The following is a 25,870-nucleotide window of genomic DNA, read 5'->3' on the forward strand; positions in this document are numbered from 1 at the left end:
CGCCAGCCGTACCCGGAGATACGGCTTGGATCGTTCCGCCGCTGTCTACAGTGGCCGTCTCCGGATTGCCGGAGCTCCAGACCAGCTTCTTGTCCGTCGCGTCCGGCGGCGACACCGTTGCTTTCACTTTCACCTTTTCGCCCGGCTCCAGCGACAGCTCCTGCCGATCCAGCACAACCTCCGTTGCAGGCACCCGCGCCAGTTCGAAGACGATATCGTCGAGCTCCAGATAAGCGAAACCTTCTACATAGAAGCCGACTTGCCCGGTTGCATTGAAGTTCGGGTTTTCCCCTTGCAAGCGCAGCTCGCCGTCAACGAAGACGCTGATGTCCGCGCCTTGAGCAACCACCTTGATTTCGTAGTCCTTATTCGGCAGCAGATCCTCGCTATCGAAGGTCGCCTCCTCCTGCGACTGCCACTCCGAATTCATAATCGACCAGGATGAGCCTGTTCCGTTCTTCTTGTAGCTGATATATCCCCGTCCGCTCGCGCTATCGCGATCATACATGAGCAATGTCGCTCCGACCGGTATCTCCTCCGGCGTTCTGAGCTTGTAGGTCAGCTTGTAATTGGAGAAGTTGACGGGAGACTTGGTGCTGGCCCCGTCGACGAGGCGATACCAGTGATTGCCGTCGCCATCCTCCTCGATACTGTGATTGGCGTCAACAAGCCATCCGCCGCCGCCCGACTCGAAGTCGACGGCATGCAGCACATCCGATACGATAACCGTTGTTGCGGCGTACACATCCGGATTTTGAGCCGACCGCGCCGTGATGACCGCTTCTCCCCTGCCCGTCGCCGTTACGAAGCCGCTGTCGTCCACGGTCGCTACATCAGGGTTGCTTGAGGACCATAGCAACGATTTATTGGTGGCATCATCCGGCTTCACGACTGCGCGAAGCAGCTTTTGTCCTCCTTCGTTGAGATGCAATACATCCGTTTCAATCGCAATGCTCTCTACCGTTTTCCGCGGCAGCGAGAATTTTACGTCATCGAACCACAGATTCGCAATTTTATTCACATAGAAGCCGACCTTGCCGGACCCGCTATGTGCCGGATTCTGCCCCTCGATGACCAGTACGTCGTTCACATAAACGCTGATCGACGAACCCTGTGCCACCACGCGGACATCATAGATCGTATTCGGTTTCATGAACCCGCCTGCGACCGTTTCCTCTTTTAACGTCTGCCATTGCGCATTGTAAATAATCCAAGTCGAATCCGTCGCCGTTTGGAGATATTGGATATACCCGCTTCCTTTATCGCCGTTGCGATCGTACATGATCAGTTCAGCACCGTCTGGAATCGTCTCCGGCGTCTTGAGCCGGTATTCCAGCACATAATCGGAGAACAGGCGTGGATGCTGCGAATTCGCTCCGTTAACAATGTAATACCAATGGTTGTTCTCTTCATCCTTCACCATGCCGCGATTGGCATCGACCGGCCAATCGTTGCTGCCCGACTCGAAGTCGGTAAAGTGCATGACGCCGTCACCTTCGGTCACCGTAACGACGGTCTCATCCTTCAATTCCGGATTAGCCGAAGACACGACCGTAATGACAGTAACGCCTGGCTTTAGCCCGGACACCCGGCCGTTTCCATCCACCGCCGCAACCTCAATGTCGCTGCTGCTGTACGTGACGGCGGCATTGTTCGCGTTCCATGGCACCACCTCGGCCCGGAGCGACGCCGTCTTGCCGATTTCCATCGTCAGATTGTCCGTTGGCAAGTAAACGCCCGATACGGCGATAGAGTCTTCCCCATGGGGGAGCCCTACTTTGCCTTGCGTACCGATCTGCTCGAACGGAATGGCCTCGAATTCCGGAATCCGCTTGAACACTTCCGCATCCGGCTTCAGACTGAAATCTCCCGCCGCCAGATCGACAAAGCCGGGATCGACGTTAGCCACCCAATTGTCCTTATGGTTCAACAGATTGTTTATATCGCGTACACCATGCTCGTTTGTCTGGGTCGAACGTGGGAGCGTCGGATTATAAATGACATTGCGTTCGAAGTTATTCGTCGTCGGTTGATGACGATCCTCATCGAAAAACTTCAGAAGCTCGGGATACTTTTCCGCATAAGGCGTGCCGATAAAGTTGTTGTTTTCCTCGAATAGCTTCTCCCATACAGGCATATAATCCCGGTCGACCCGGTTGCCCGGCTCCTTGCTCATAAACATCTCATAGTTGTCGTAAGGAACATACGTATCTACAAAAATATTGTTGGAGGTATAGATATAGGCGCCGGTACCGCTTTTGATCGCGCTGTTCCCCATCTTGTAGAAAATGTTGCCTTCGATGGTCAGATCCATCGTCATATTGTCGGGATAAACGCCCTCGACGCCATGCAGATTCTCCCCGATATGATGGAAGTAGTTGTGCCTGACGATCGTTCCTCTCTCCTCGGGATCCATGCCTGCATTCATGTAGATCGCGCCCAGGTCCTGGAATTGCTTGCAGATGTCGTAGATGTTGTTGTATTCAATCAAATGGTCGTTGCCATACACGATGATGCCGGGATGAGGCGCGTCATGAATTTCGTTGCCGATCGCCTGGTTGCCGACGCCCGCGAACAGCACCCCGGGATTGTAAGCCTTGTGATAGTAGGCAAAATCATGAATATGCGAATTTTCCACCCGGTTGTTGCCGGGCTCCAGCGTCTTCGTATCCCCGCCATGCAGGGTGACGGCCGTCCCTCCGACATGCCGGATATGCGTCGAGACGACGGCATGGTTGCGCCCGTCCAGTTCTCCCTCGATGCCGTCATAGGCGTAGCGGCCCGGCGAATTGATCAGCACGCCCCCGTTCGTGAAGTTGCTGATCTCGCTGTTGGCGATAGTAATATCGCTGCCGCCGAGAATGACCGCCGCCGTATCGCGTCCGTACTCCATCGCCAGCTCTTCGAACCGGATATGCGAAGCGCCGATCGCGCGGATCATCGTCTCCTTCAGCATCGTTACCGTGATATCGCCTTGTCCGTTTCGAAACGCAGCATTGGGCATCAAATACAGGATTCCGTTTGTGCGGTCAATGTAATATTCGCCGGGAGCGTCAAGCTCCTCCAGCAGATTTTGGGCAAAATGGAAATCCGGATACCAGTTCGTGAGCAGGCCCGACATTTCGCCGTATTGCAATGTCATGGTTTTTTTCGCCGTATCGATGGCCGCGACTTTGTTGTACGACCATTCCCAGCTGTAGCCGAAAATGCCGTCCAGCCAAATATCGTCCGCCTGGGACCAATACTTCGGCCTGTCGTGCGTATAAGCGAAGGTGCCTCCGCGCTTCTGCAGATCGGCATCGTCTACCGTCGGTCCCGGATCGATGATTTCTCCCATCTGCACGGTACCTTCGTTCGGCCAACGGGCGAGCGTCATCCCTTGTCCGTCGACGTACAGCTCCATTGGCGGCACGAGACTGACATCGTTTGCCTTCCAATAGCCGTGACGGCTCATCTGGCCGTAATCGGTAATGCCGAGCGAAGGCAGATTGACCTGCAGCACTTTACCGCGCGCTTCTTCGTCGATGATCCGCCCAAGCACCTCTTGATCGCTGACGGGCTCGAAGCTTTCGTGATCCAGCTCCTTGCCGCCCGTCAGACGAACCGTTTCTCCAGGGTAGGAACGGTACACGATCGGAGAATCGGCCGTTCCCGAATCCTCCTCTCCCAGCTCGAACGTCGCGTTTCGCTCGTAGACGCCTTCCCGCAAATAAACGGTAATGCCTCCGGCGGGAAGCCCTCCATCGTTTTTCATAGTTCTGATTGCATCCCGCGCCCCTTCGAGCGTAAGCAGCGGGTCTTCCTCCGTTCCGCTATTGGAATCGCTTCCAAACGTCGATACAAATAAAGCCGCCCCCTCCATCTGCTCTGCCTGGTCTGCTTGCGCGATTGCGACGGGCATGCCCATCGCGAGCATGCACACAATCAGCCAAGCCGACAAATACTTCTTTGCCACAGTCTTCACCCTTTCGCATGGTTCATATTGGTCTGCGACATTATTGTGGCAAAGGGAGGCGGCGAACGAAATCACAAAATCGACGAAACGTCCTTACTTTTGTTTCGTTTTTTGTCAATTGTTCCATTTTTCATAACTGAAACAAGATTTTTTATTTGCCGAGCGCCGCATTCAGGCGGTATTCCTTGGGCGTAACCCCGTATTTTTTCTTAAACAGGGTAATGAAATAGCTTGCGTTGTTAAAGCCCAGACAATCGGCGATTTCCTTTACGTTATAGCTGCTGCCAATCAACAGCTCGCACGCTTTGTCCAAACGATAGCCGTTTAAATAATCGCCGACGGACCCTCCTTCGTATTGCTTGAAGATCCGGCCCACGTACGCAGGAGACATCTTTAGGTAGGCCGCGATGGACTGCAAGCTCAGATTGATGTCCGAATAGTTGTTTTCGATAAACTCCTTAATGGTATCCACGATTATCAGGTTCCGGTCCTCCTTGAGATGGGACGGATCCTCCTCGCACAGCTGCTGCAGGAAATGTCCGATGATTTCGCGCATTGCGGTCAATGACTCGGCTTTGATCACCTTCTGATTCATATTTTGCAGCTCGACCGAATTGGCGTAAGAGGCGAACGCCGGCTCGCGCATGATTGCCTTGACGAGCAGCACGACCTGAATGGCGGCGTACGTCATGTAATCGTAATGAATGGACGCAATCAGCTCGAAAACCCGCGACAAATGTTTGTCAATGGCATCAGCATCCTTCGTCCGGATGCTGTCGGCCAGCTTTCTCTCCAGCTCCGCAGGCAGGGTAAAATCGCTTCGCTCCATATTGCCCCGCACGTCGTCGGGTGTAATGATCGTCTCCGGTCCCAATGCGAGACGGTACAAAAGCTGCTGCACGGTCCATTCGTAGACCTGCGTTAGATCCTTGTAATCCTCGACCGCATCGCTGACGGCCGCCGAGAAGGTTCGCTGGCGGTAAAATTGCTTGAAGATTCGCCGGGCCTCCGCCAGCAGTTGCGTTAAAGCGGGTTGGTCGGCCTCCCCTTCCATAACACGGATGATGACTACAATATATTCGTTGTTCATATCGACTACCCGGTTCGAATAATGCCGAGCGACCGTCTCCTCCACAATGTTGCATGCCGCGAACCGATACAGTTTCTCTTGCGTAACGGATTCCGGCGTTTTTTTGTCCGTTATAGGCTGCTCCAGAGAGAGAACGGCCAATTGCCACACGGTAGCGCCATCTCCTCCCGCCTCAAACAGTCCCGGGCTCGCTTCGGCGCAATGATGCAGTTCCTCGCCGGTCATGGAGCGGCTGTCGGTCAACCATCGCCGCAAATAATAATCGCTGACAATTTGTTTCTTGCCGCTTTCCTCGCGATTGGCCTGACGCAGCTTATCGAGCGTAAGCCGATACACGTCGGATATAAAGCTCATTTCGTCATGGCTGCCCGACTCCGACTCGTCCGTCCGCACATCATTGCGATGGAACAATTCGAACAGCTTCCCGATCGGGCGATACAGCCGGCTTGTAATGACCAGCGACAGGATGAAGCTTGCGACCAGAAAAACGACAATGAGCGCCAACGTAATATCGCGCAGCGTCTCCGCCTTGCCCATGACCTTCTCGTAAGGCAAAATGTTCATGACCTTTAATTCGCTTACATCCATTTTCATTTCCGAAATGACGTATTTCCTTCCCTCGATTTTCTGAATCGAGAAGTCATGCGTCGAGTTTCCCGCCGAATGGACCATACGCTCCAGAAGCCGCTGCAGATCGGCGGCATACGGCGAGCCAATCCCCTCCGTCTGCAGCAGCTTCCCCTGCTCGTCGAGAAGCACCATGCCGTCGCTATTGTCCGTTACATTATCCAGACTCTTAATATTATCGAAGATCCACTGAGGTCTAATATTAACGATGACAGCGTTCGGCAACTGGCCGCTTCCCGCATGATTCTCGGTCAGTATAAACGAGAAGAGATCCACGTCAGGACTGCTCTCGTCCAGCTTGAAAGGAATCAGCTTGGCATCCGCATATCTCCCCATCGATTCCAGCTGCTTCGTCAGCCGTTCCTGCAGTTCTGTCCAGTTAGTGCGGCTCCATGCGCCCGATCCTCCGCTGTAAAATTTTCGCTCCGCACCGTTAACAACGACGATGGAATCAATAAACGAGGTAGAATCCGCCAGCGTGTCCATCTTCCGAATCGTCTGGAACTTCATCACCGGCTCCGGGACCGCCGCATTCATCAGATAGACGATGTTGGGATCCATGCTTGCCGTTATCCCGATGTTGCGTACGATATCCGTAATATAAGTAATGTTGTGTTTGATTTGCGCCAACACTTTGCGGCTGGAATCCTTCTGCGTCTGCAGAATGATCTGCTGGGAGTAGAGGTAGAACGACACAGCCGCGATAACGAGCAGCCCAGCCATGGATAAGTTGACATAGAAAAAAATCCGCTGTAAATACTTCCGGTTAGCCATGGTTCGAATGATATGCATAGTCCGACAACTCCGCTCCGGTGGATTCGGCAGGCGTGCGAGCGAGCGGATGAACGCTCACGAATGTCGCTTCGCGCAGGGAACAGCCGATTATGTCAGAGTGTACCCTCCCCTGGCAAGCCAGGTCAAGGCGGAACGCAGCATTTTATAACAATGTACGGAATTTGGTATGGAGGATGCTTATGTGCCAATGCCTGCTGCCTTGTTATTTAACGGCGTACAATATCGTTCAATGGGACATTCTACTCATAAAACATCAACCTCCTTACGGGAGATTGAACATCGAAATTATGCAGGATTGCAAGGGCAAACCAAGATCAGGTTGAGGCCAAAAACAAAGGGAAAACCTCCCTCTTTTTCTCCACCCTCGCCTCACTTCAGAACAATAACGGGAAATGCTCCCACTAATCCACGCAAATACGGAACCTGTCACATATTTCGAAGCATATAAAGGGAGGATTTCCCTTTAATACCACGAATTTAGGCTTTTTCGCGAGAATAGAGGGAGCTTTTCCCTCTATCTATCCATTCCATTATTCCTATGTTGGGTATTCTAACCACAAACGGAAAAAACCGCCCATCCAGGCGAAAAGCCAAGACGGGCGGTCATTTGCAACATCCGCAATTAAGCGGGTGCGATTAAGTGATGCGTGTGTGCCGAGAATGCGTTACGCGTTATAAAATTGAACGAGTTCCTTCGTCACGTCCTCCAGCTTGCCGTCAACGAATGTCTGACGCTGCGGCTTTTCGAACAAGACTCGAATCTCGGCCGGGAACTTCTGTTCAATGCCGCAGAGACGGATCGCCTCGTCGAACTTCGCGGGATGCGCAGTAGCCAGCGCAATCGTCATCTCGCCCTCTTCGCTGCAGCGATCCGCCGCGGATACGCCGCAAGCGGTATGCGGATCCAGCAGGTAGTCGTGCTTGGCCTGGTAATCGGAGATCGTGTCGAGACATTCTTGACCGCCGACGCCGTGCGCCGCGAATTCCGCCTGCACCTTAAGATGCGCTCCTTCGGGAATGCTGATCTCGCCTTCTATCTTGAATTGGTTCATCAGACGTTCCACTTCGGCCGCGTTCTCGTCAAGGACGTAATACAGATAACGCTCGAAGTTGCTCGCTACCTGAATATCCATGGACGGGCTGTACGTCATGCGGAAGTCGCCCGGCATATAGACGCCCTCGTGGATGAACCGCTCCAGAATATTGTTTTCGTTTGTCGCCAGAATGAGCTTGCCTACCGGCAATCCCATCCGCTTCGCTACGTAACCGGCAAAGATATCGCCGAAATTGCCCGTTGGCACGCTGAAGTTGACCGGCTCCCACTTGCCTGTTGCCTTCGATACCTGGAAGTAAGAGTAGAAATAATAGACCGTTTGCGCCAGTATGCGCACGAAGTTAATGGAGTTGATGGCCGCCAGATGATTGGCCGACTTGAAATCCAAATCCGCGAACAGCTCCTTGATCATACGCTGGCAATCGTCGAAGTTGCCCTCGACCGACAGATTCAGCACGTTGTCGTCCTGTACGGTCGTCATCTGAAGCTCCTGTACTTTGCTGACCTTGCCTGTCGGGTGCAAAATACAAATTTTGATGCCTTCCTTACCCTTCACGCCTTCGATGGCGGAAGCGCCGGTGTCGCCGGAAGTAGCGCCCAGTATATGAATTTTTTTGCCTGTTTGGTTTGCGACATAGGAATAGAACTGACCCATGAATTGCAGCGCGATATCCTTGAAGGCGAACGTCGGTCCATGGAACAGCTCGAGCAAGTACAGATCGTCGCGGATGCGGCGAACAGGCGTCACTTCCGGATGGCGGAATGTGCCATAGCTCGCGGCGATCATCGCCTTAAGATCCGCTTCGGGAATTTCTCCGTTGGTGTAGTGCGAGAAGATCGCGAACACCAGCTCCTGGTAGCTGAGCGATTGCCACTCTTTCAGCGTTGCTTCGGAGATGACGGGAATCTCGCTTGGAACAAGCAGACCTCCGTCGTCCGCGAGTCCCATCATAAATGCTTCGATAAATCCGATTTTGCCAATCTTGCCTCTAGTGCTGATATACTCCATTGTCGTCCTCCTACTTGCCGGCGCACCATGCGCGGAATAGCTCTTTTATGCATTCTATCACAGATGGGACGTGATCCGCGACCCCTTGATGCATCTCGCCTGCACTGTAGCAAAAAAATCCATCCGGCAACCTTCTTGCAACATTCCGGGAAAGGGTACCGTCTGTAGCGGTGTGCACGCAATATTATGTCAACAAATTACAACTACCAAGGAGATGGACACAATGAAGAAAAAAAGAATACTGAATATGCTGATGATTCTCGCCATGGGAGCCGCGCTCGCGGCTTGCGGCGCGGACAACAATAAGGGAAATGCCGAGCCTACCAATACGGTCGCTCCAACCGAGACAGTCGCTCCTACAGAGACGCCGGATGCCGGCAACGGAGCCGGTTCGGAGAACGGCAATGGCGGTGAAGAGGGCGGAGAACCTGCAAAAGAAGGCACTTCGCGCTACGTGATGGACTCTCTGGTTAACAAAGCCGATCGCCCCGCGTTTATTGAACCGGACGCTGCGATGTTAAAAGACATGTACCACCTCGACGAGGCTTTGTTCCAGGACTACGTCGTGCTGATGCCTATGATGAATATTTCCACGACGGAGTTTGCCGTCTTTCAGGTGAAGGACGCCAAGGACATTCCGACGGTTGAGGAAGGCATCAAGAAACGCGCGGAAGCGGTGCAAAAGTCGTTCGAGCAGTATCTTCCGGATCAATACGAAAACGCCAAAAACTATAAGCTCGTGACCAAAGGAAACTTCGTTATGTTCGTCATTGCCGAGGACGCGGCCGATGTAGCCGACAAATTCGAAGAAACCGTGAAGTAATACCTCCGTTATGGTATTCAGCAGCCTGCTGTTCCTGATTCTGTTCCTGCCCGTCGTTCTGATCTTGTACTACTTGTCGCCCCGGCGAATTAAAAATCTGATGTTGTTCCTTGCGAGCCTCGTGTTTTATGCATGGGGCGAGCCCATCTACATCGCGCTTATGCTGTTTTCCACGCTGACCGACTACCTGTTTGGCCTGCTGCTGGATAGGAAAGGCATGAGCGGCAAAGGCCGGAAAGCCGTGCTGATCGCGTCCGTTATCGTCAACCTGGGCGTGCTCGGTTTCTTCAAATATGCCGATTTCCTCATCGCGAACGTAAACGCCGTGCTCGGCACGGCCATTCCGCCGACCGACCTGCCGTTGCCGATCGGCATATCGTTTTATACGTTTCAATCGATGAGCTACATTATCGATGTTTATCGCAGAGATAGTAAAGCCCAGCGCAATTGGATCGATTTCGCGACGTTCGTCTCGCTGTTTCCTCAACTTGTTGCCGGGCCGATCGTGCGCTACAACACGATTGCCGAGCAGCTGAAAGATCGCCGCGTCGACGCCCATATGTTCGCGGAAGGCGTGAGGAGATTCTGCATCGGATTGGCCAAGAAGGTGCTGCTCGCCAACAATATCGGTCTTCTCTGGAACGAGGTGTCCGCGGCCGACAGCTTGTCCGGTCTTCCCGTATTGACCGCGTGGCTGGGTATCATCGCGTTTGCTTTCCAGATTTATTATGACTTCAGCGGATATTCCGATATGGCGATCGGTCTGGGACTGATGTTCGGCTTCCGCTTCAACGAAAACTTTAACAAGCCGTACACGGCGATCAGCATGACCGACTTCTGGCGGCGCTGGCATATTTCCCTCGGCACCTGGTTCCGCGAATACGTCTACATCCCGCTGGGCGGCAACCGGAAGGGAATGACGAACCAGCTCCGCAACATTTTGATCGTGTGGCTGCTGACGGGCATTTGGCATGGCGCAAGCTGGAACTTCCTGCTGTGGGGACTGTACTTCGGAGTCATTTTGATCGCCGAGAAGCTGTTTTTACTTCGCTTGCTTGCGCGGCTGCCGCGCTGGATGAGCCATTTGTACGCTGTGTTGCTCATTTTGATCGGCTGGGTCCTGTTCGCTTTCGAGAATATCGGAGACGTTGCTGCTTATATAAGCGCCATGTTCGGGGGGAACGGCATTTGGTTCGATCGTCACAGCATCTATTTGCTGTATACGAATGCCATTTTGCTTCTCTTGCTTGTGATGGGCTCGCTGGAATGGCGGGGGTTGATTCGTTCCGTCCAGGCGCGCCTGAACGGCGGAATTCAAAACCGTTCGGTTGCAGATGATATAACTGGCAGCGATGGGACTCGGAAAGCAGTCAACGGCAAACCCGCGTCCGTAGTGCTCCCATTGCTCGGTCTCGGCTGGCATGCGGTTTTGCTGCTGATGTCCGTCGCCTATCTCGTCGACGCGACCTTTAATCCGTTTCTTTATTTCCGATTTTAGCCCGGGAGGCCTCATCTATGTCCAGCAAATGGATTGATCGCATATATATCGGGGGTTTTCTTTCGTTGCTCATCGGATTGCTGCTGTTTTTTATCTTCGAGCCGAAGACGATATTCTCCGAGCTTGAGAATCGCAAGCTTCAGGAGAATCCGGAGTTTTCCTGGAGCCGGATTTGGTCTCAGCAATACGCCAAGGATGCGGAGCTGTACGTGACCGACCATTTTCCGTTCCGGGCCGAGTTTATCGCAACGAAGTCGCTGCTGGAGCAGGCACGCCTGCAGAAGGAGAACAACGGCATTTTCCTGGGAGAGGACGGTTATTTGTTCGAAAAGTTCGGAAAACCCGACTTGGATGAGTTAGGCTCCTACGTAGACGCGATAAACAAATTCGCCGCCAACCATCCCGAAACGCGGCTCTCCTTCCTGCTTGCACCCAACTCCGTGGGCATGTACCCGGAACGTTTGCCTTGGATGGCGGAGGCGTATTCTCAGCGGGAATTGAATAAGTGGATCGGCGGGAGGCTTGACGGCGGATTGACGTTTCTCGACGGCTTCGCTTTTCTGGACCATGGGGATACCGAAAGCAAACAAGACGATCGCCAGCTCTATTACCGCACCGACCATCACTGGACGACATTCGGCGCTTATCTGGCATATCGGGCTTATTCCGAATCATTGGGCTGGGAGCCTCTCGCGGAAGAGGACTTTCATATTCGCACTGTCTCCGACTCGTTCTTGGGCAGCTATCATACGAAGGGGCAATACGGCGGTCTGCGGCCCGACACCATCGAAGTATACGAGCCTAAAAATCCCGTGGCGTCCGAGATGCACATCGTCGATACCGATGAAACAAGTGACAGCCTGTACGACGACAGCTACTTGAGCAAAAAAGACAAATACAGCTACTTTCAAGGCGGCGTCCACGCGCTGGTTACGGTAACAAACGAGATTGCGTCCGAGGATGCCGATCTGGAGAAGCTGCTGATCGTAAAGGACTCCTACGCGCACAGCATGCTGCCATTCCTGACAAATCACGTTAGGGACATCCATATGATCGACATCCGTTATTACAACGGCAACATCGGCGATTATATGGAGGAGAACGGCATCCAGGACGCGCTGTTCCTCTTCAACACATCAACATTCGTTCAGGAACGGAATTTGCTGAAGCTGAAGTATTGAGGCGAAGCTGCTCCTTTATTGTGAATGAGAACATTATAGTCGGATCAAACCCTGGAGGGAGTATCTCTTCAAAGCGATCCTTTTTCTCGTAAAGGTTATACCAGGTTTCAGCGATGACATCGGATCCCCTGCTGTCCCAGCTTGTATCATAGTGCCGATCGAAAGATGTCCTACAAAATACGCCTTTCTCTTCAGCTCCTGATGCAGATTTGTAGCATAGTTACGAATACCAGACATTACGATTCCGCCATTGACAACAAATGGTAAATGAAACTTTTGTTCCGATACACTGGCGTGGTTTCTAACACCTTAGTGAATTTGTCCCAGCCATAAGGGCTAGAAAAAGCTTGGTGAAAATGGCTTCAAACAAATTATTGCAACAACCAACAATCATGTTGAGAGTGTTGCTATAGCAACAAGAACGATGAAATGTCGGGGTTGGGGGAGGAAACGATGGCGAATAAAGTAATGAACCTACGCACAACACAAACAAACAAAACAGTCCTTTCTATGTGGCTATTTTTGTAAAAGTCATCCATGAAGGTGCCTATCAGTGGGCTTCTGGCAACATCGCTATGAGTAAAGAGGAAGTCGCTAAAAGGGTGGCGTTAATAGTAGTAGAAGGACTCCGTGTTTCAAAGGAACATTAAGGTAACAGGAGACAATAGCTTATTAAGACATGGAAGTAGCTGGCTGACGACCGGCTGCTTTTTTGTAATTCATGTCGTAGGCCTTGAAGGAAGGGGCCAGATTTAGTTTACACCCCATTTTCTTCAATATCCCCTAGAGGAAGGAGCAGTTGCTTGGAATACTTGTTCGGTAGTAGTCGTCAGACTTCGCAAAAAATCATCCTTTCCTGAAAGGGTTTGTGTTAACTTCCATTTAAAGAAAAGACGATTTTTTTGTGTTTTTAATTACACGAAACGGAGCGAACCAGAAGTCAGTTTTCACTGATTCTTCATGTGCCGAACCCTTCCGATTTAAAGAGCGCAGACAACGAAACTAACAAAAAACAGGTCAATCATGGTGGTATCTGACCATTATCGACCTGTTTATTGTATCGGCATAGCGTATTTAGGGTATGAAAATAAAGCATTGCCGTACGTACAGTGATTTCGAGAAATCTTTAAACGGGTAGTTCATGGGTTAGATATGTTATTGGTAGAATGAAGGATTCATCCGGCTTTGAGTTCTGTTAGAGGACTCGCCTCCCTGTATTCAGTTTTGTTCTTCATCATACTGTAGATGATGTTCACGACCCTTCTCATGACGTATATGAGGGCTTGCTTCTTTGTCTTGCCTTCTGCTAGCTTACGCCCGTAAAATTCGTAGAACAAGGGATTACGCTGTACAGTTACGATGGATTTTGAAAAACGGGAGAAAACGAAGATAACAAAAAACAGGTCTATCATGGTAGTATCTGACCATAATCGACCTGTTCAATGTAACGTAATAGCGTTACTTGGGTTATATAATTAGAGCATCTTATACGGGTAATACATGGGTTAGATTTGTTATTGGTTGAATGATGGGTTCATTCGGCACTGGGTAGCCCCACCAAAGTAAACCTCGAAAGGAATGAAGTCAATCTAGGTAACTGGGATAGTGTTAGTCACTCCATATTCTTCAATTCTTGCTTCGCTAAATCAAGAGCAACCGCTAATTTAATTTGATTCTGTTTACTGAGTCCATGTAAATAATTAGGGATATCTTTAGATTCTACAATTGGTTCAAAATCATCGCTATAACGGTCTAACTCAATATCTGCGATAATGCTATCATTAATTAGTATCTTATAAATATCCTCACCCTGTTCAGGTATCCAGTTAACAATATAAGCCGTTCTCATTTCCGGAAATGAACTTTTTATCACTTCAAGTAGTCTTCTTTTTTCCTCACTCTCGAAAAGTGATTGATTGGAAATACTAAGTTGCTCCCTAATTTCTTGTTCCAACTTACTGCCTATTAGTTTCATGTGTTCTCCCACCCTCTTAAAACTATTTTATTACTCCGGGTGTTGCTGTTACTAGATTGCCATGCTTATCAGTTAAGATTGTAAAAGTGGAGGTCGGTTTGAAATCATTAAATTTATCAAGTCCAATAGACTTATCTAAAGTGATTTCTCTTACATATCGAACTCCATCTGCACTATCAATACTTCTGACAACTGGTGAATTCACTATTTCTTCACTCGATAGTAGTGAACGTAGTTCGTCCTGAGTTACTGTGAACTGAGAAGCATTCTTACCAGAAAAATGTCTGTCAACTACGTGCTTCCACCCATCATTACTGATATTTATCCGGGATTGAACAATAGGAGGCATACCCGGAACTTTACCCGCACCCTTAACTACATTAGCTCCTGCAGTTACAGTGGTACTCCTCGCAGTGGTCGTTGTTAAACCGGTTTTACCTCCTACACCGGGTAAGGCAAAAGATAAAGAATTTAAGAGCACTTCGGCCTGTGCATACCAATATTCCGGTGAGTCCATTGGATTGCGATAGGATGCGTAAAACGAATCCGTGAATCCACCGGTATAGGTGCTTAGTATACTTTCGGTTGTAGAATGGGCTTCCTTAATACTCCCCCATTCATTTTCCACCACTTTTCCCCAAGCTTCCAAAGTCTCCTTCGAATATTTATTAAACTGAGCTGCTAAATCTGACAGAAGGTTAGATTTAGTTGATACATTCCCCGTAGGCTTTGATGCTTGTGGTGAGTTATTTGTGGTAGTCGAACTGACCGGATTCCCGGTTGTACTTTTAGTCGTTTTAGCCTTGTCGCTTGTGCCTGTTTGTTTGTTTGAAGACGATGAACTACTTGAAGTCGTTGTTGTCGATAGAGCTCCTGGCTTTGTATTTCTGGCCGACTCCAAGGCCAGTTGTTGAATATGCATCGGTGCATTGGCCGTACTGCTTACAACTTGAAGAGCCTTCATCGTCTGAGCGCCTACACTTCCATCCACTTTCAACCCGTTCGAGGTCTGGAACTGCTTTACGGCCGCTTCTGTGGCTGGACCAAATGAACCGTCTACCGCTATTTTATACCCGGCATCTACAAGCATTTTCTGTACTTCTTTTACTGCAGTCCCCTTATCTCCCCGATCCACATAATTATGACCGCTTGGATCATAGTATTTTAAGGGATTATTAATCGTGTACGTATACAGATTCAGGGATAGGGGATCTCTCGCATTCCCTCGATACGTATCCTCACTCAAAAACCGAGCGATCTTCGGGTCGTAGTAGCGAGCGTTCAAGTAATACAGTTCGCTCTCCTCATCGTACTGATACCCAGCGTAACGAATCGGGTTCTCGACCGTACCCATCGACTCCAGATGGTTGCCGAATGCGTCGTAGCGATACGAAGCTTGCACCACGCCTGCGCTGTCCACAAGCGAAGTCACATCGCCATGGCCGTTGTACAGGTAGCTGTATTTCTCGCTGCCCATCACACGAGTTAGCAAGTTGATGCCGTACACATTCCTTGCTTTGCTCTGACCCTTCCCGTCAACCTCTAATACGACCTTGTCATACTCATACAGATAGAGCGTCGTCTCGCTGCCGACCGTCTTCTGTGTCCGAAGACCTTCGCCGTTATAGACATACGTCGAACTGCCGCTTCCCGATCCAATTTGAATGAGCTGATTCCAGCCATCATACACATACTGCGCCGTTCCATCTACGATGGTATGAATACTAGGGTTCTCGTTCTCCTGCCCCGTAATAAACATGCCGAAGCTTGGTTCGATGGGCTGCATCGGATCGAATACTTTGGTGACTTCACGTCCCTTAAAGATCAAGTTGCCGTTGTTGTCGTATTTGTACTGATCGATTTGCTTTTCGCCGCTTGTCTTCACTTCCGTTGTGTCCATCAGTCGATTCTGTTCGTTATACGTATACATCGTCAGTGTGACCTGACTTCCCTGCACAACCTTTTCCTGCGTGCGGTTGCCCGATGCGTCATACGTATATGTGGTTACACGTCCGCTCGGCTCCTGCACACGAGACAAGCGGTTTAATTCGTCGTACGCATATGTCGTCGTGCCGATGGTTGTACCATTTTGCATTTCGGTCTTGGAGAGTTGGTTGCCTGCCGCATCATACGTATACGTATACGAATCCAACAGCGTACTGCCCTTATAGTTCTTGAGCGTATGCAATTGATTATTCGCCGTATACGTATATTCCTCCTTCACGCCGTTGCTGTATTGCAGCGTCTTCAAGCTGCCATCGTTATAGTAGGTATACGTTGCAGTATCCGTTGGGCTGCTCTTCACGCTCGACAGCCGATTTACCCGATCATATACCTTTACCGTTTCATGGCCTTTCGCATCGATGGTCTTCTCGGAGGAATAGCCAGAGGGCATTCCCTGCGTCACGTCGTATTCGAATACGCTTGTGCCTATCTTAGGCACCGACTTCGCGACGACACGATTGAGTCCATCATACGTGCGACTCGTCGTTCCAGTAGAATCGGTCATCGTCAGTTGGTTGCCATTGGCATCATAGGTATACGAGATCCGTCGTTGCTGCTCCGTCAGATGCGTCAGACCAGCCCCATCCACGGTTTCCTTTGTCAACTGCCCATGAATATCATAGGTATAGTTCGTCATATGACCATTACGATCTTGTTTAATGGCCAAGCTGCCGTCCGCGTTATAGCTATAGCTTTCTGTTTTGGCAGACCTATTCTCAACCGCTGGAAGCACACTATCACTTACGGCTGCAGGATCGATACGCGATTGTAAGAGATTCGCCGCGTTGTATTCGAAATGCTGAGTATGTCCTCTACCGTCAGTCTGTGTCAACTTATTTCCAGCCAAGTCGTAAGTATAGCTTGTCACTTCGTCAAGCGCATTCGTCACACTTTGCAATCGACGCATGAAATCATAAGCGTAAGTGGTTTCATTTCCTCTCGCATCTCGATGCGAGGATACGAGCCCAAGCTCGTTATAGACGTTTTCAGTCCGATAATTTAGCGCATCCACTCGAACGGTTTCGCGATTATTGCGATCATATTGGAACTGTGTCAGCCTGTTTAGCGCATCCCATGCCTTCACTTGCGCATGGTTGGCATTGTAAGTTAGTCGTTCGACCGCAATACCATCGGCATCTCTGGTTTCCACCAATCGATTAATCCCGTCATACACATAAGAGGTGACCTGCCCGAGCCAATTCGTCTCGTTTCGTAGATTGCCATTACGATCATATTCGTAGGTTGTCGACTGGTTACGAACAGGATCTTTGCTTACTTGAATCGTTTTTTCAAAAACACGATTCATCGCATCATAGATGAAGTCCGTACGGTAACCATTGCCGTTGACTTCAAATCGTTTGTTGCCAACTAAATCATAACCAAAGGAAGTTGTAACTTTTTCTTTTCCCTGGCTTGACTGTTCCGACTGGCTGATTACTCTGCCATTGGGATCGTAAACCGTAATCTTAGTCGTGCCGCCAGCATCCCATTCTTTGGCAGGACGTCCCATGACATCATATTGACGTGTGGTCATTTGGGCCGGTATCGTTTCGTCCCCAGGACTCTCGATTGTTCGTATTTGCCCCATCGCATTATAGACATACTTCGTCCGATGTCCGTTCGCATCGATCTGCTCCAGCAGTTGACCTGCCCAATCGTACGTACTCCTTGTTAATACTTGCTCGGGAGAGGTCAACGATTTTCTTACGGCCGTTGAACTCACTCGACTTCCATCGTCGTAATAAGTCACATACACCGTACCTATCGCATCAATTTCGTTAATGACTCTACCCAAACCATCATACTTATACACATTTGTGGTTCTATTTCCTTTTTCGGCACTAACCGGATCGATAATCGTTGCACGCAAGTTGGCTGCATTATACGTAGTACGAGTACCATATCCGTTTTGTATCCGTTCATCTATGGTCTTGCCGGTACCAAACGCATAACCTTCTCCGCTTAGTTCTTTGATGACATTGCCATTTTCATCATAAGCATAGGCTTTCGTCACCAAGTCCGACCATTTGGTGGTCCAAGTCTGGGTCTGTGGATTATACGTTTTGCTCTCAAAGACTTCCATCACTAATTGGACACGATCCATGTTGTCATAGGTGTATACTGTTCGTCCCATTTGATTCCATGATTGGTTATCCCGATAAGCCTCCGGGGAGATGACCGCTATTCGGCGCTGCGCCCGGTCATATACTTCTAATTGTTTGCTGTCATCCGGATACGTGGTAAGCTCAAGCGACCCGAATGCATTATACGCATAGTTTGTTGTCCTTCCCAGTGCGTCTGTCGTGGTGAGTGGCTTATCCTCCCAGTTATACGTAGACGAAGTCGTCGCAATGGCAGGTTTCCCTTGCTCGTCTAACGATTCACTTATGGACTTGATCACTCGATTGCGAGCATCATAAACATATCTGGTTTCTTTGCCGTCTGGCGTGATGATTGCGCTCAAATTACCATTGGCGTCATAACGATTTTTGGTTTCCAGATGGATTTGGTTGTTGTCTGAGAAAGCAACACCGCTTATATCTCCAGCACGAACCGGTATTTTCTGAGATACAATCTGCCCGCGATGATTATAGCTATATTTCGTTACCATGGAGGTCGATGCCGAAGTATAGACTTCCTTCTGTGTCATTTGGCCATCCGAATTATAGTTCATCTTGATCTTGCTGTCGGACGATTGATCCAACTCCGTGTTCCGTCCATCCTGATCGTACGTATAACTCGTTACGACCATGCGATCCCCTACAGATTGGCTATACAACGCAACAGGATCTTTTCCTTTGCGTTCTTCCGTCTTCTGCCCATTTCGATTATAGGAGAATCCAGTGTACATGTACTTTCCATTCTCCAGCGGCGCCCATTGGTTGGATAAGCGATTAAGCCCATCATACACATAGTAGGTCGTATTTCCCCTGGCATCCGTCAATGCGCTGGTTAGTCCATTGGGATGATACGCCCAGCGTTTCACGCCTCCATCTGGCAGCTGCTGTTCGAGCACTCTCCCCTTATCATCAGTCGTCGTGACCGTGACCGCTTGTTCCGTATCGTTTAAATAAACGGTTGCTGTCTGACGCTCATGTCCATTGGTCAGTGTCTGGTAGGCCGTTTCCTTCACTTTCACAGGAACAGCAACCCTTGAAGTTTTGAAAGAAACCCCTTTGATCCGGTTCATGACATCATATTCATAGATGTATTCCGAATCGTTTGGCCGAACCTCCCGCGTTACATTGCCATAAATATCGTACTCATAACGAGTCTCATACCCCATCGTGTCTACGGTCCGCTCAAGTTTGCCATTAGGGTAGTACGAGGAACGAATGCCAGCTTCCGTATTGTTATATTGCATTCCCGTTGCAGCTACAAGCTGATCTTCGAACGATTGATATTGATTGGGATGAATCACTTGTGCGTTTAAACCATCGGCATCATAGACGTAACGTGTCGTCTCGCCGCCGTCTTCCACTTGCCTCAATAACCTGCCGTTTTTATCATACGTATAGTCTGTGCGATAGCCTTCTGGCGTCACGATCGATGTCAGCCATCCAAGAGGCGAATAGTTTTTTCGCGTAATTCCTCCGCTAGGAGCTGTAGAAGTGCTGACATTGCCGTATTTATCGTACGTATACGTCGTCGTGTTACCCTCGGGATCCGTCTCCGACTTCAACAACCCTTGAACCGAGAGGCCGAACCGTTGTGCTTCGGATAGCGAATAGTAAGCGTAACTCGTTACGATAAATGAACCGGATAAGGTACCCTTATACTCGTCCGTGCCATTCATTGGTTTGATTTGTTTAGTCCTCATGTGATTGCTGTATTCATAATAAGTCGCTTTTCCAAGCTCGTCCTTCTCCATGACCAACTGGTTGGTCTGATCGTAGGCATACTCGCGGAAACTGCCGTCTGGATTGACGATCTTGGTGATGTTCCCTCTGGCATCTCTTTCATATAACGTTTTGTTTCCGTTCCGGTCTGTGATCGACTTCTCTTCTCCGTATTTATTAAAGCCGCTGGCGTCCGTGTAGTACTCCACAATAGTTTGCTTGCCCTCAGGGTCTTGGGACTTCGTTACATACATCGCCGTATCGTACCACTTCATTAATATGCGGCCATTAACATCCGTGACCGTTGTTTTACGATTAGTCGTATCATAAGCGAACGTCTGAACATTGCCATAAGTATCGGTATACCGCGATACTTTATGCTGGTTTGCACCAGACGCACGGTTGTATACCATTGCTTCTACGACATGACCTTTAGCGTTTTTAACGACATTCAGATAACCGTAAGAATCGTATTCGTATCGGGCAACGACCTGGTTCTCCGCATCGGTCACCGTCGTCAGCCGATTCGAGCTGTCATAACCGTATGTGATAAAACGACCGGTCACATCCGTTACTTTCTGTATAAAGTTGCCGGTATACGATACGGTGTATGCTCGACCAACGGTATCGGTTATCTTTGTCACTTTGCCTGTGTTGCTCACTTCGATAGCGATTGTATTCCCGTAAGCATCTTTCATCCAACTCAAATACCCATCACTTGTAAACCCATACGAGTATTGATCCGAGGTGGTCAGGATATGCGAATTGTCAGCTTGCTTCTTCAGCACACTGTGCGAATCATTGGCTATATACGTTTCGCCGCTCTTTATAAATACCTGCGCAGAACCGTTAGGCAGTTTCGCTACCATCTGGTTCCCCGTTAATTTCAAACTGCCCTCAAAGCTAAACGTCCAGCCTCTGCCCATCCAGCTTGACGGGCGATCGTCCTTCGAGTTGTACGTCCTTCCTATGTTCAAGGTAAATCCCGGCGTAACGACAGACATGTCCGTAACGGTCTTCGAATAGTTCCCCGTCGTGACGGAGACCCCTTCCTCCCCGTAATGGATTTGTTCCTGCAAAGCAGGATCGATCTCTGCCGCCAGTGTCACCAGCATATCATCCAAATCTTCTTCTCCTATAACTGGAGCCGGCAGGTCAGGATGAACCGTCTGAGCGGCTACGCCTGTGATGGCTTTTACCGCATCCACTATTCCTCCAGAAGCGACTTTGCCTTGCAGCGAAGCAATAGGCCTTGAAGCGCCACGTATACGGTCAGCCAATTGTTCTGCCGTTAAATCGGGATAAGCACTTTGAACGAGACCTGCAATCCCTGAAACGTAAGCGGCTGCCATGGACGTGCCGGTTAGCAAGCCATAGCTTTCATTGGGCAAAGTGCTTAATGTCGCTACACCTGGCGCGGCCAGATCAACACTAGAACCATGGTTGGAGCTGGCGCCAAGCGCGCCTTGATTGTCAATCGCCGCTACCGAAATCACGTTTGGCAATGCAAAGGCTGCCGGGTAAACGGGATGGGAGCCTGCATCTTGTCCGTTATTGCCTGCTCCGCTAATAAACAAAATACCGCTGATCCGAATAGCTTCTTCTAACGCAGGGTTAGAAGAAGGACTGCCGAAACTGGCATTGATGATTTTAACGCCTGCTTGTTTGGCATATTCAATCGCTGCAATAGCATCGGATGTATATCCTTTGTTATCCGATATAAACTTGAGCGGCATAAGCGTAACGCCCGGCGCTACACCGCGGGAACCGATGTCGTTCGCGCTCGCTGCAATAAGCCCTGCAACGAATGTGCCATGTTTGTCTTGGGTAGCTGCATCATAGACCGTGGCATCGCCATTGGCGAAATCCCATCCGTTTACATCGTCAATATAGCCGTTTCCATCATCGTCCAGCCCATTGTCTGGAATCTCGAGCGTGTTCAGATAAATACGCGAAGCAAGGTCAGGATGCCGAATATCGATCCCGGTATCCAGCACGCCAATGACTGTCGATGCTTGTCCAATCGTATGCTGCCACGCTTCCAGCACTCGAATGTCCATGCCTTTAACCCCTGTTTGCATCGCAACGCTTTGACCCGTATTGTTTAGACCCCAAGATTCCTGGAATCGCTCATCTCCCGGTACTGCCAGTGGCGTTAATTCATAGTTAAGTTGTGCATATTGTACGTTCGGATCTTTACGAAGTTCAGCAAGCACCTGATCGAGCGTGCCTGTTCCTTCAACGCTGAGCAGCTCTACACCTGTACGAGACATTTTTTGTTTACTTGAGAGCTTATTGGCAGAAAGCTTTTTGCCTACACGATCATTAGCTTCCCTGGATTTAGAAGCATCTTTGTATTTCACCAGCACCTCAGACTTGTGTCTTGGTAGTTGTTTATCTGTCTGCCCTTCTGCAAAAGCGAAACTATAATCTTGCACAAATGAGGCCAGCAATACGATGACTAGTAAGCTCTTAAAAAATGTCGATAAGATCGTTTTCATAGTTTCCTCCGATTGGAAAGGTTAGATTCGTCATCATCATCAAGATCAAGATTGCTGGACAACCGTATACGTAATGGAAGACCCGCCTGCAGCTAGGCCCTGGAATTGAATACTATTGATAATGCCTGTCCAGGATTGACCGGATTCGATTGGTTTATCCGTGACAAAAATAATTCTGCCTGGCGTAAAGTGTGTAATCGTAATATCTGTTCCTTCAATGCGTCCTGTTGTAAGCTCAGGCTGTCCCGTTAGAGCTGATAAGTCCGTCACTTTCATCGCATTGTGATCGTAATTGACCGTCAAGGTGTATTTGCTAAAGTCCGTGACATCCGAAGCCGTCAGATTCAGGTCAACGAGTTTTCCTTTATTGAGCTTAGCCGTGATTGTGTTGTTCACAATAAGATTGCTCCACGCGCCAACACCCGCCTCGTTGATGGTCCGAACGCGGTATCGGTTTTCCGAGCCTGCTGTCACTCTGCGATGCGTATAATTCGTTTGCAGATCTGCATCCTTTACTACGCCGTTAATTTCCAGCTCATAACGAATCGCAGACGGCTCCTCTGCCCAGGATACGTAGACCAAATTGCCTGAGGAGGTAAGTGTTATGCCAGATGGGGCACTCGGTACTTCGGGCAATGTACGCATAGCGACAACTTCCGTCCAGTCGCCTTGCACCGCATCTGTGACCGCTCGAATCCGATACGTATGAGCGCTAAACGGGTCTAACATCTCATCGGAATAGGTGGTGGCATGGAAGTTATCCATCACGACCTTGCCGTCGATCTCTACCTGATAGCCGATTGAACCTCCTACGCTTTCCCAGTTCAGCGTAATATAGTCCTTGCCGGCCACGGCATAAATACCGCTTGGAGCCACCGGTTTAGCAGGTAGAGTCGACAGCTTCATTTCGGCTGACCAAGCGCTGCTGCCGCCAGGACCATGGGCACGAATACGGTACGTATAAGGTGTTTCAGGCTGCAGGCCTTCTTGCAGCACGCTTGTTCCGCTTACCTGCTGAGAGACGCCGTTTCGTTCAAGCTCGTAGCTTGTTGCTCCTTGAACGGGAACCCATTTTAAGGATAATGACGTATCTTCCGTATTCTCTTTCATCAATTTCGGAGTAGCCAAAGCGTATGTCGTCAATGTTAACGGGCTGCTCCAACCGCTGGCGCCAATCTCATTCCAGGATCGAATGCTATACTGATAGGACGTGTTAGGTTGCAGACCCCCAAGTGAGGCGAAATGGGCGGATCCATTGTGAAACACGACGCCATTGGCTAAAATTTCGTAATACGTCGCATCGTCAACTTTCTGCCAATTGAGTTGAACGCTTGTATCCGTGGCCATTCCCGTTAAACCTGTAGGAACGACAGGAGGCGTCGTCAAAGTGACGATTGTACGCAATAGCGACCATGGGCCTGCTCCTCCAGGATTTATGGCACGAACGCGATACGAATGCTGGGAGCCAGGCAACAAATCCCTAAAGGTATATGAACTTGCATTGCGATCGGTACGGTATACTTGCCCGTCCCACTCCACTTCATAGTGAAGCGTATTCCCTACGCTGCTCCACTGCACCGTAACACTCTTCGCGGTTGCGTTCGCCATCACTGAGGCGGGTACAGCCGGTGCCGGTATTAGCGTCTTTGCAGTTAGAGGCTCGCTCCATTCCCCCGGAACTCCATCCTTCAGGGCACGAATACGATAGAGGTGAGACGTATTGGGCGATAAGCTATTGTGCGTGTAGGCTAGTTGAATACCGACTTGCACAACAGCTCCATCCACTTCGAGTTGATAGGAGGTGGCGTCTAGAACAGGCTTCCAACTTAACTCCAACTGGTTAGTTGATGCTACGGCTTTGAGCCCTGTTGGTGCTGCCGGAGGCTTGATGGGTGGTCCTGCTTGCACGACAGGCGATATCGCCGTTTCAATCCCTTCTTTATTGCGGGCTTTGATTTGAAATTTATAGTTCTGACCGGACTGCAGTCCTTTGATCGTGATCCCTTTATCCGGCAGGACAATCCATACAGGCTGTCCCGTTAACGTGCCGTCTGTAGAAACATATTTGTTGCCTACTGTAATCTGATAGGAGGTATCTGAGGGGTTGGTGTCCGTTACAGTAAACGTTGCGGTAGTAGGTGTCACTCCTGCTGAGGCTAACGCTGGCGGTACAGCTAACGTAACCGCATCTTTGAATTGTTTTGTTATTTGACCGTTCGCATTTTTAACCTGGAATTCGACTGGATATTTTGTGTCTGGCTGCAAGCCGCTCGCAGAATGAGTCGCAATAGGCGTGCCAGTCTTCCAACCACTATCTGATTGACCGATAATAAAACGGTATGGCAGGGGATCTAAAGTACTGCTCGATGAAGAGCCGGAAGCTGTAACCGATTGTGTATCCGTACTTACATCAAATGTGTCAACAGAAGGCATCGCGTTAGTGACTTCAAAAGGCACTTCTGTTCTAACGAGTTGGATGCCGTCGGTCACTTCGAATACGAATTTATGAGTTCCCTGTGATAGTGCGGTTTGATCCATAGATTCGAATTTAATATAGCTGCTCTCTTGAGAGAGCTGAATATTTTTAGTTTCAATCGGCTCAGTCCCCGCATCCAGATACAATTTGGCGCTTACGGTGCTGCCTGGTGAGCCGCTGACAGCGAGGATGGTATATTGATGATTCATGGTTAAATGAACCGGGCTATACATACTACTCGATTGATTTATTCCCAACTGACCGGAAGAATTAGATCCCCATGCCTTAACCGTTCCATCCTCCATGAGCGCCAAGGTATGGGAATCACCCGCTACTATTTGCTTCACTCCCGATAGGCTCGTTACGTCGGTTGGTATGTTTCTGTAAGTTGTGTTTCCTAAGCCCAATTGACCGTCAGAACCGAGTCCCCACGTCTTAACCGCCCCATCCTCCATCAGTAACAAGGTATGTTTACTACCCGCTGCTAATTGCTTTACTCCCGTTAGGCCCGTTAACGTTGTTGGTATGTTTCTGTTCGTCGTGTCTCCTAATCCCAATTGACCATACATGTTGAATCCCCAGGCCTTAACCATCCCATTTTCCATGAGGGCCAAGTTATGCGAATCACCCGCAGCAAATTGCTTTACTCCCGTTAAGCTCGTTATCTTTATTGGCATGTTTCTGCTAGTCGTATCTCCTAATCCCAATTGGCCGTTAACATTGGATCCCCACGCCTTAACCGTCCCATCTTCCATAAACGCCAAGGTATGGGAATAACCTGCTGCTATTTGTTTCACTCCCGTTAAGCTAGTTATCGCTGTTGGCACGTTTCTGCTAGTCATGTCACCTAATCCCAATTGTCCAGATGAGTTGGATCCCCACGCCTTAACCGTTCCATCCTCCATCAGGGCCAGGGAATGGGAATTACCCGCTACTATTTGCTTCACTCCAAATAAGCTCGTTATCGTTGTTGGTATGCTTATGCTAGTCGTGTTTCCTAATCCCAGTTGACCGGATGAGTTGGATCCCCACGCCTTAACCGT

The 25,870-nt window shown here is 49.7% G+C and carries 9 protein-coding genes; 3 read left to right on the forward strand and 6 right to left on the reverse strand.

Annotation, left to right across the window (positions count from 1 at the left end; all coding sequences use genetic code 11):
• From PAT3040_RS12725 to thrC, 3 genes are all read right to left on the reverse strand, one after another.
• The coding region (locus PAT3040_RS12725) for an Ig-like domain-containing protein (RefSeq protein ID WP_108992948.1) at positions 1 to 3,955 on the reverse strand (3,955 nt) is incomplete at its 3' end.
• Between the two features lie 151 nt (positions 3,956 to 4,106).
• A complete protein-coding gene (locus PAT3040_RS12730; RefSeq protein ID WP_108992949.1) occupies positions 4,107 to 6,464 on the reverse strand; it encodes a helix-turn-helix domain-containing protein in 2,358 nt (785 codons plus the stop codon).
• 668 nt (positions 6,465 to 7,132) lie between these two features.
• A complete protein-coding gene (gene thrC, locus PAT3040_RS12735; RefSeq protein WP_108992950.1) occupies positions 7,133 to 8,530 on the reverse strand; it encodes a threonine synthase in 1,398 nt (465 codons plus the stop codon).
• A 223-nt stretch (positions 8,531 to 8,753) separates the two neighbouring features.
• Here thrC and PAT3040_RS12740 point away from each other — a divergent pair, with 223 nt between their 5' ends.
• Genes PAT3040_RS12740 through PAT3040_RS12750 form a run of 3 tightly spaced genes read left to right on the forward strand, consistent with a single transcriptional unit; the run spans position 8,754 to position 12,032 of the window.
• Entirely contained in the window at positions 8,754 to 9,353 is a 600-nt protein-coding gene (locus tag PAT3040_RS12740; protein ID WP_179215303.1) for a DUF4358 domain-containing protein, read from the forward strand.
• Between the two features lie 10 nt (positions 9,354 to 9,363).
• Positions 9,364 to 10,851 (forward strand): MBOAT family O-acyltransferase, encoded by a 1,488-nt coding sequence (locus tag PAT3040_RS12745; RefSeq protein ID WP_108992951.1) that lies wholly within the window; start codon positions 9,364 to 9,366, stop codon positions 10,849 to 10,851.
• A gap of 17 nt (positions 10,852 to 10,868) precedes the next feature.
• On the forward strand, positions 10,869 to 12,032 hold the full coding sequence (locus PAT3040_RS12750; protein WP_108992952.1) for a DHHW family protein: 1,164 nt from the start codon (positions 10,869 to 10,871) through the stop codon (positions 12,030 to 12,032).
• A 1,612-nt stretch (positions 12,033 to 13,644) separates the two neighbouring features.
• On the opposite strand, the gene PAT3040_RS12765 is transcribed toward PAT3040_RS12750, so the two are convergent.
• The 3 genes from PAT3040_RS12765 to PAT3040_RS12775 form a co-directional block, all read right to left on the reverse strand.
• Entirely contained in the window at positions 13,645 to 14,007 is a 363-nt protein-coding gene (locus PAT3040_RS12765; protein WP_108992953.1) for a hypothetical protein, read from the reverse strand.
• Between the two features lie 22 nt (positions 14,008 to 14,029).
• On the reverse strand, positions 14,030 to 22,351 hold the full coding sequence (locus tag PAT3040_RS12770) for a S8 family serine peptidase (RefSeq protein ID WP_108992954.1): 8,322 nt from the start codon (positions 22,349 to 22,351) through the stop codon (positions 14,030 to 14,032).
• A gap of 45 nt (positions 22,352 to 22,396) precedes the next feature.
• Positions 22,397 to 25,870: fibronectin type III domain-containing protein (locus PAT3040_RS12775; RefSeq protein WP_181376589.1), on the reverse strand; the 3,474-nt coding region annotated here is incomplete at its 5' end.

It is taken from the genome of Paenibacillus agaridevorans (assembly GCF_003112455.1).
GTDB lineage: Bacteria > Bacillota > Bacilli > Paenibacillales > Paenibacillaceae > Pristimantibacillus > Pristimantibacillus agaridevorans.

What these genes read in the sequence shown, in the direction of transcription:
- PAT3040_RS12740 (WP_179215303.1), top strand. Translation starts at nt 8,754, where the DNA reads ATGAAGAAAAAAAGAATACTGAATATGCTGATGATTCTCGCCATGGGA.
- PAT3040_RS12765 (WP_108992953.1), bottom strand. Translation starts at nt 14,007, where the DNA reads ATGAAACTAATAGGCAGTAAGTTGGAACAAGAAATTAGGGAGCAACTT.
- PAT3040_RS12730 (WP_108992949.1), bottom strand. Translation starts at nt 6,464, where the DNA reads ATGCATATCATTCGAACCATGGCTAACCGGAAGTATTTACAGCGGATT.
- thrC (WP_108992950.1), bottom strand. Translation starts at nt 8,530, where the DNA reads ATGGAGTATATCAGCACTAGAGGCAAGATTGGCAAAATCGGATTTATC.
- PAT3040_RS12770 (WP_108992954.1), bottom strand. Translation starts at nt 22,351, where the DNA reads ATGAAAACGATCTTATCGACATTTTTTAAGAGCTTACTAGTCATCGTA.
- PAT3040_RS12745 (WP_108992951.1), top strand. Translation starts at nt 9,364, where the DNA reads ATGGTATTCAGCAGCCTGCTGTTCCTGATTCTGTTCCTGCCCGTCGTT.
- PAT3040_RS12750 (WP_108992952.1), top strand. Translation starts at nt 10,869, where the DNA reads ATGTCCAGCAAATGGATTGATCGCATATATATCGGGGGTTTTCTTTCG.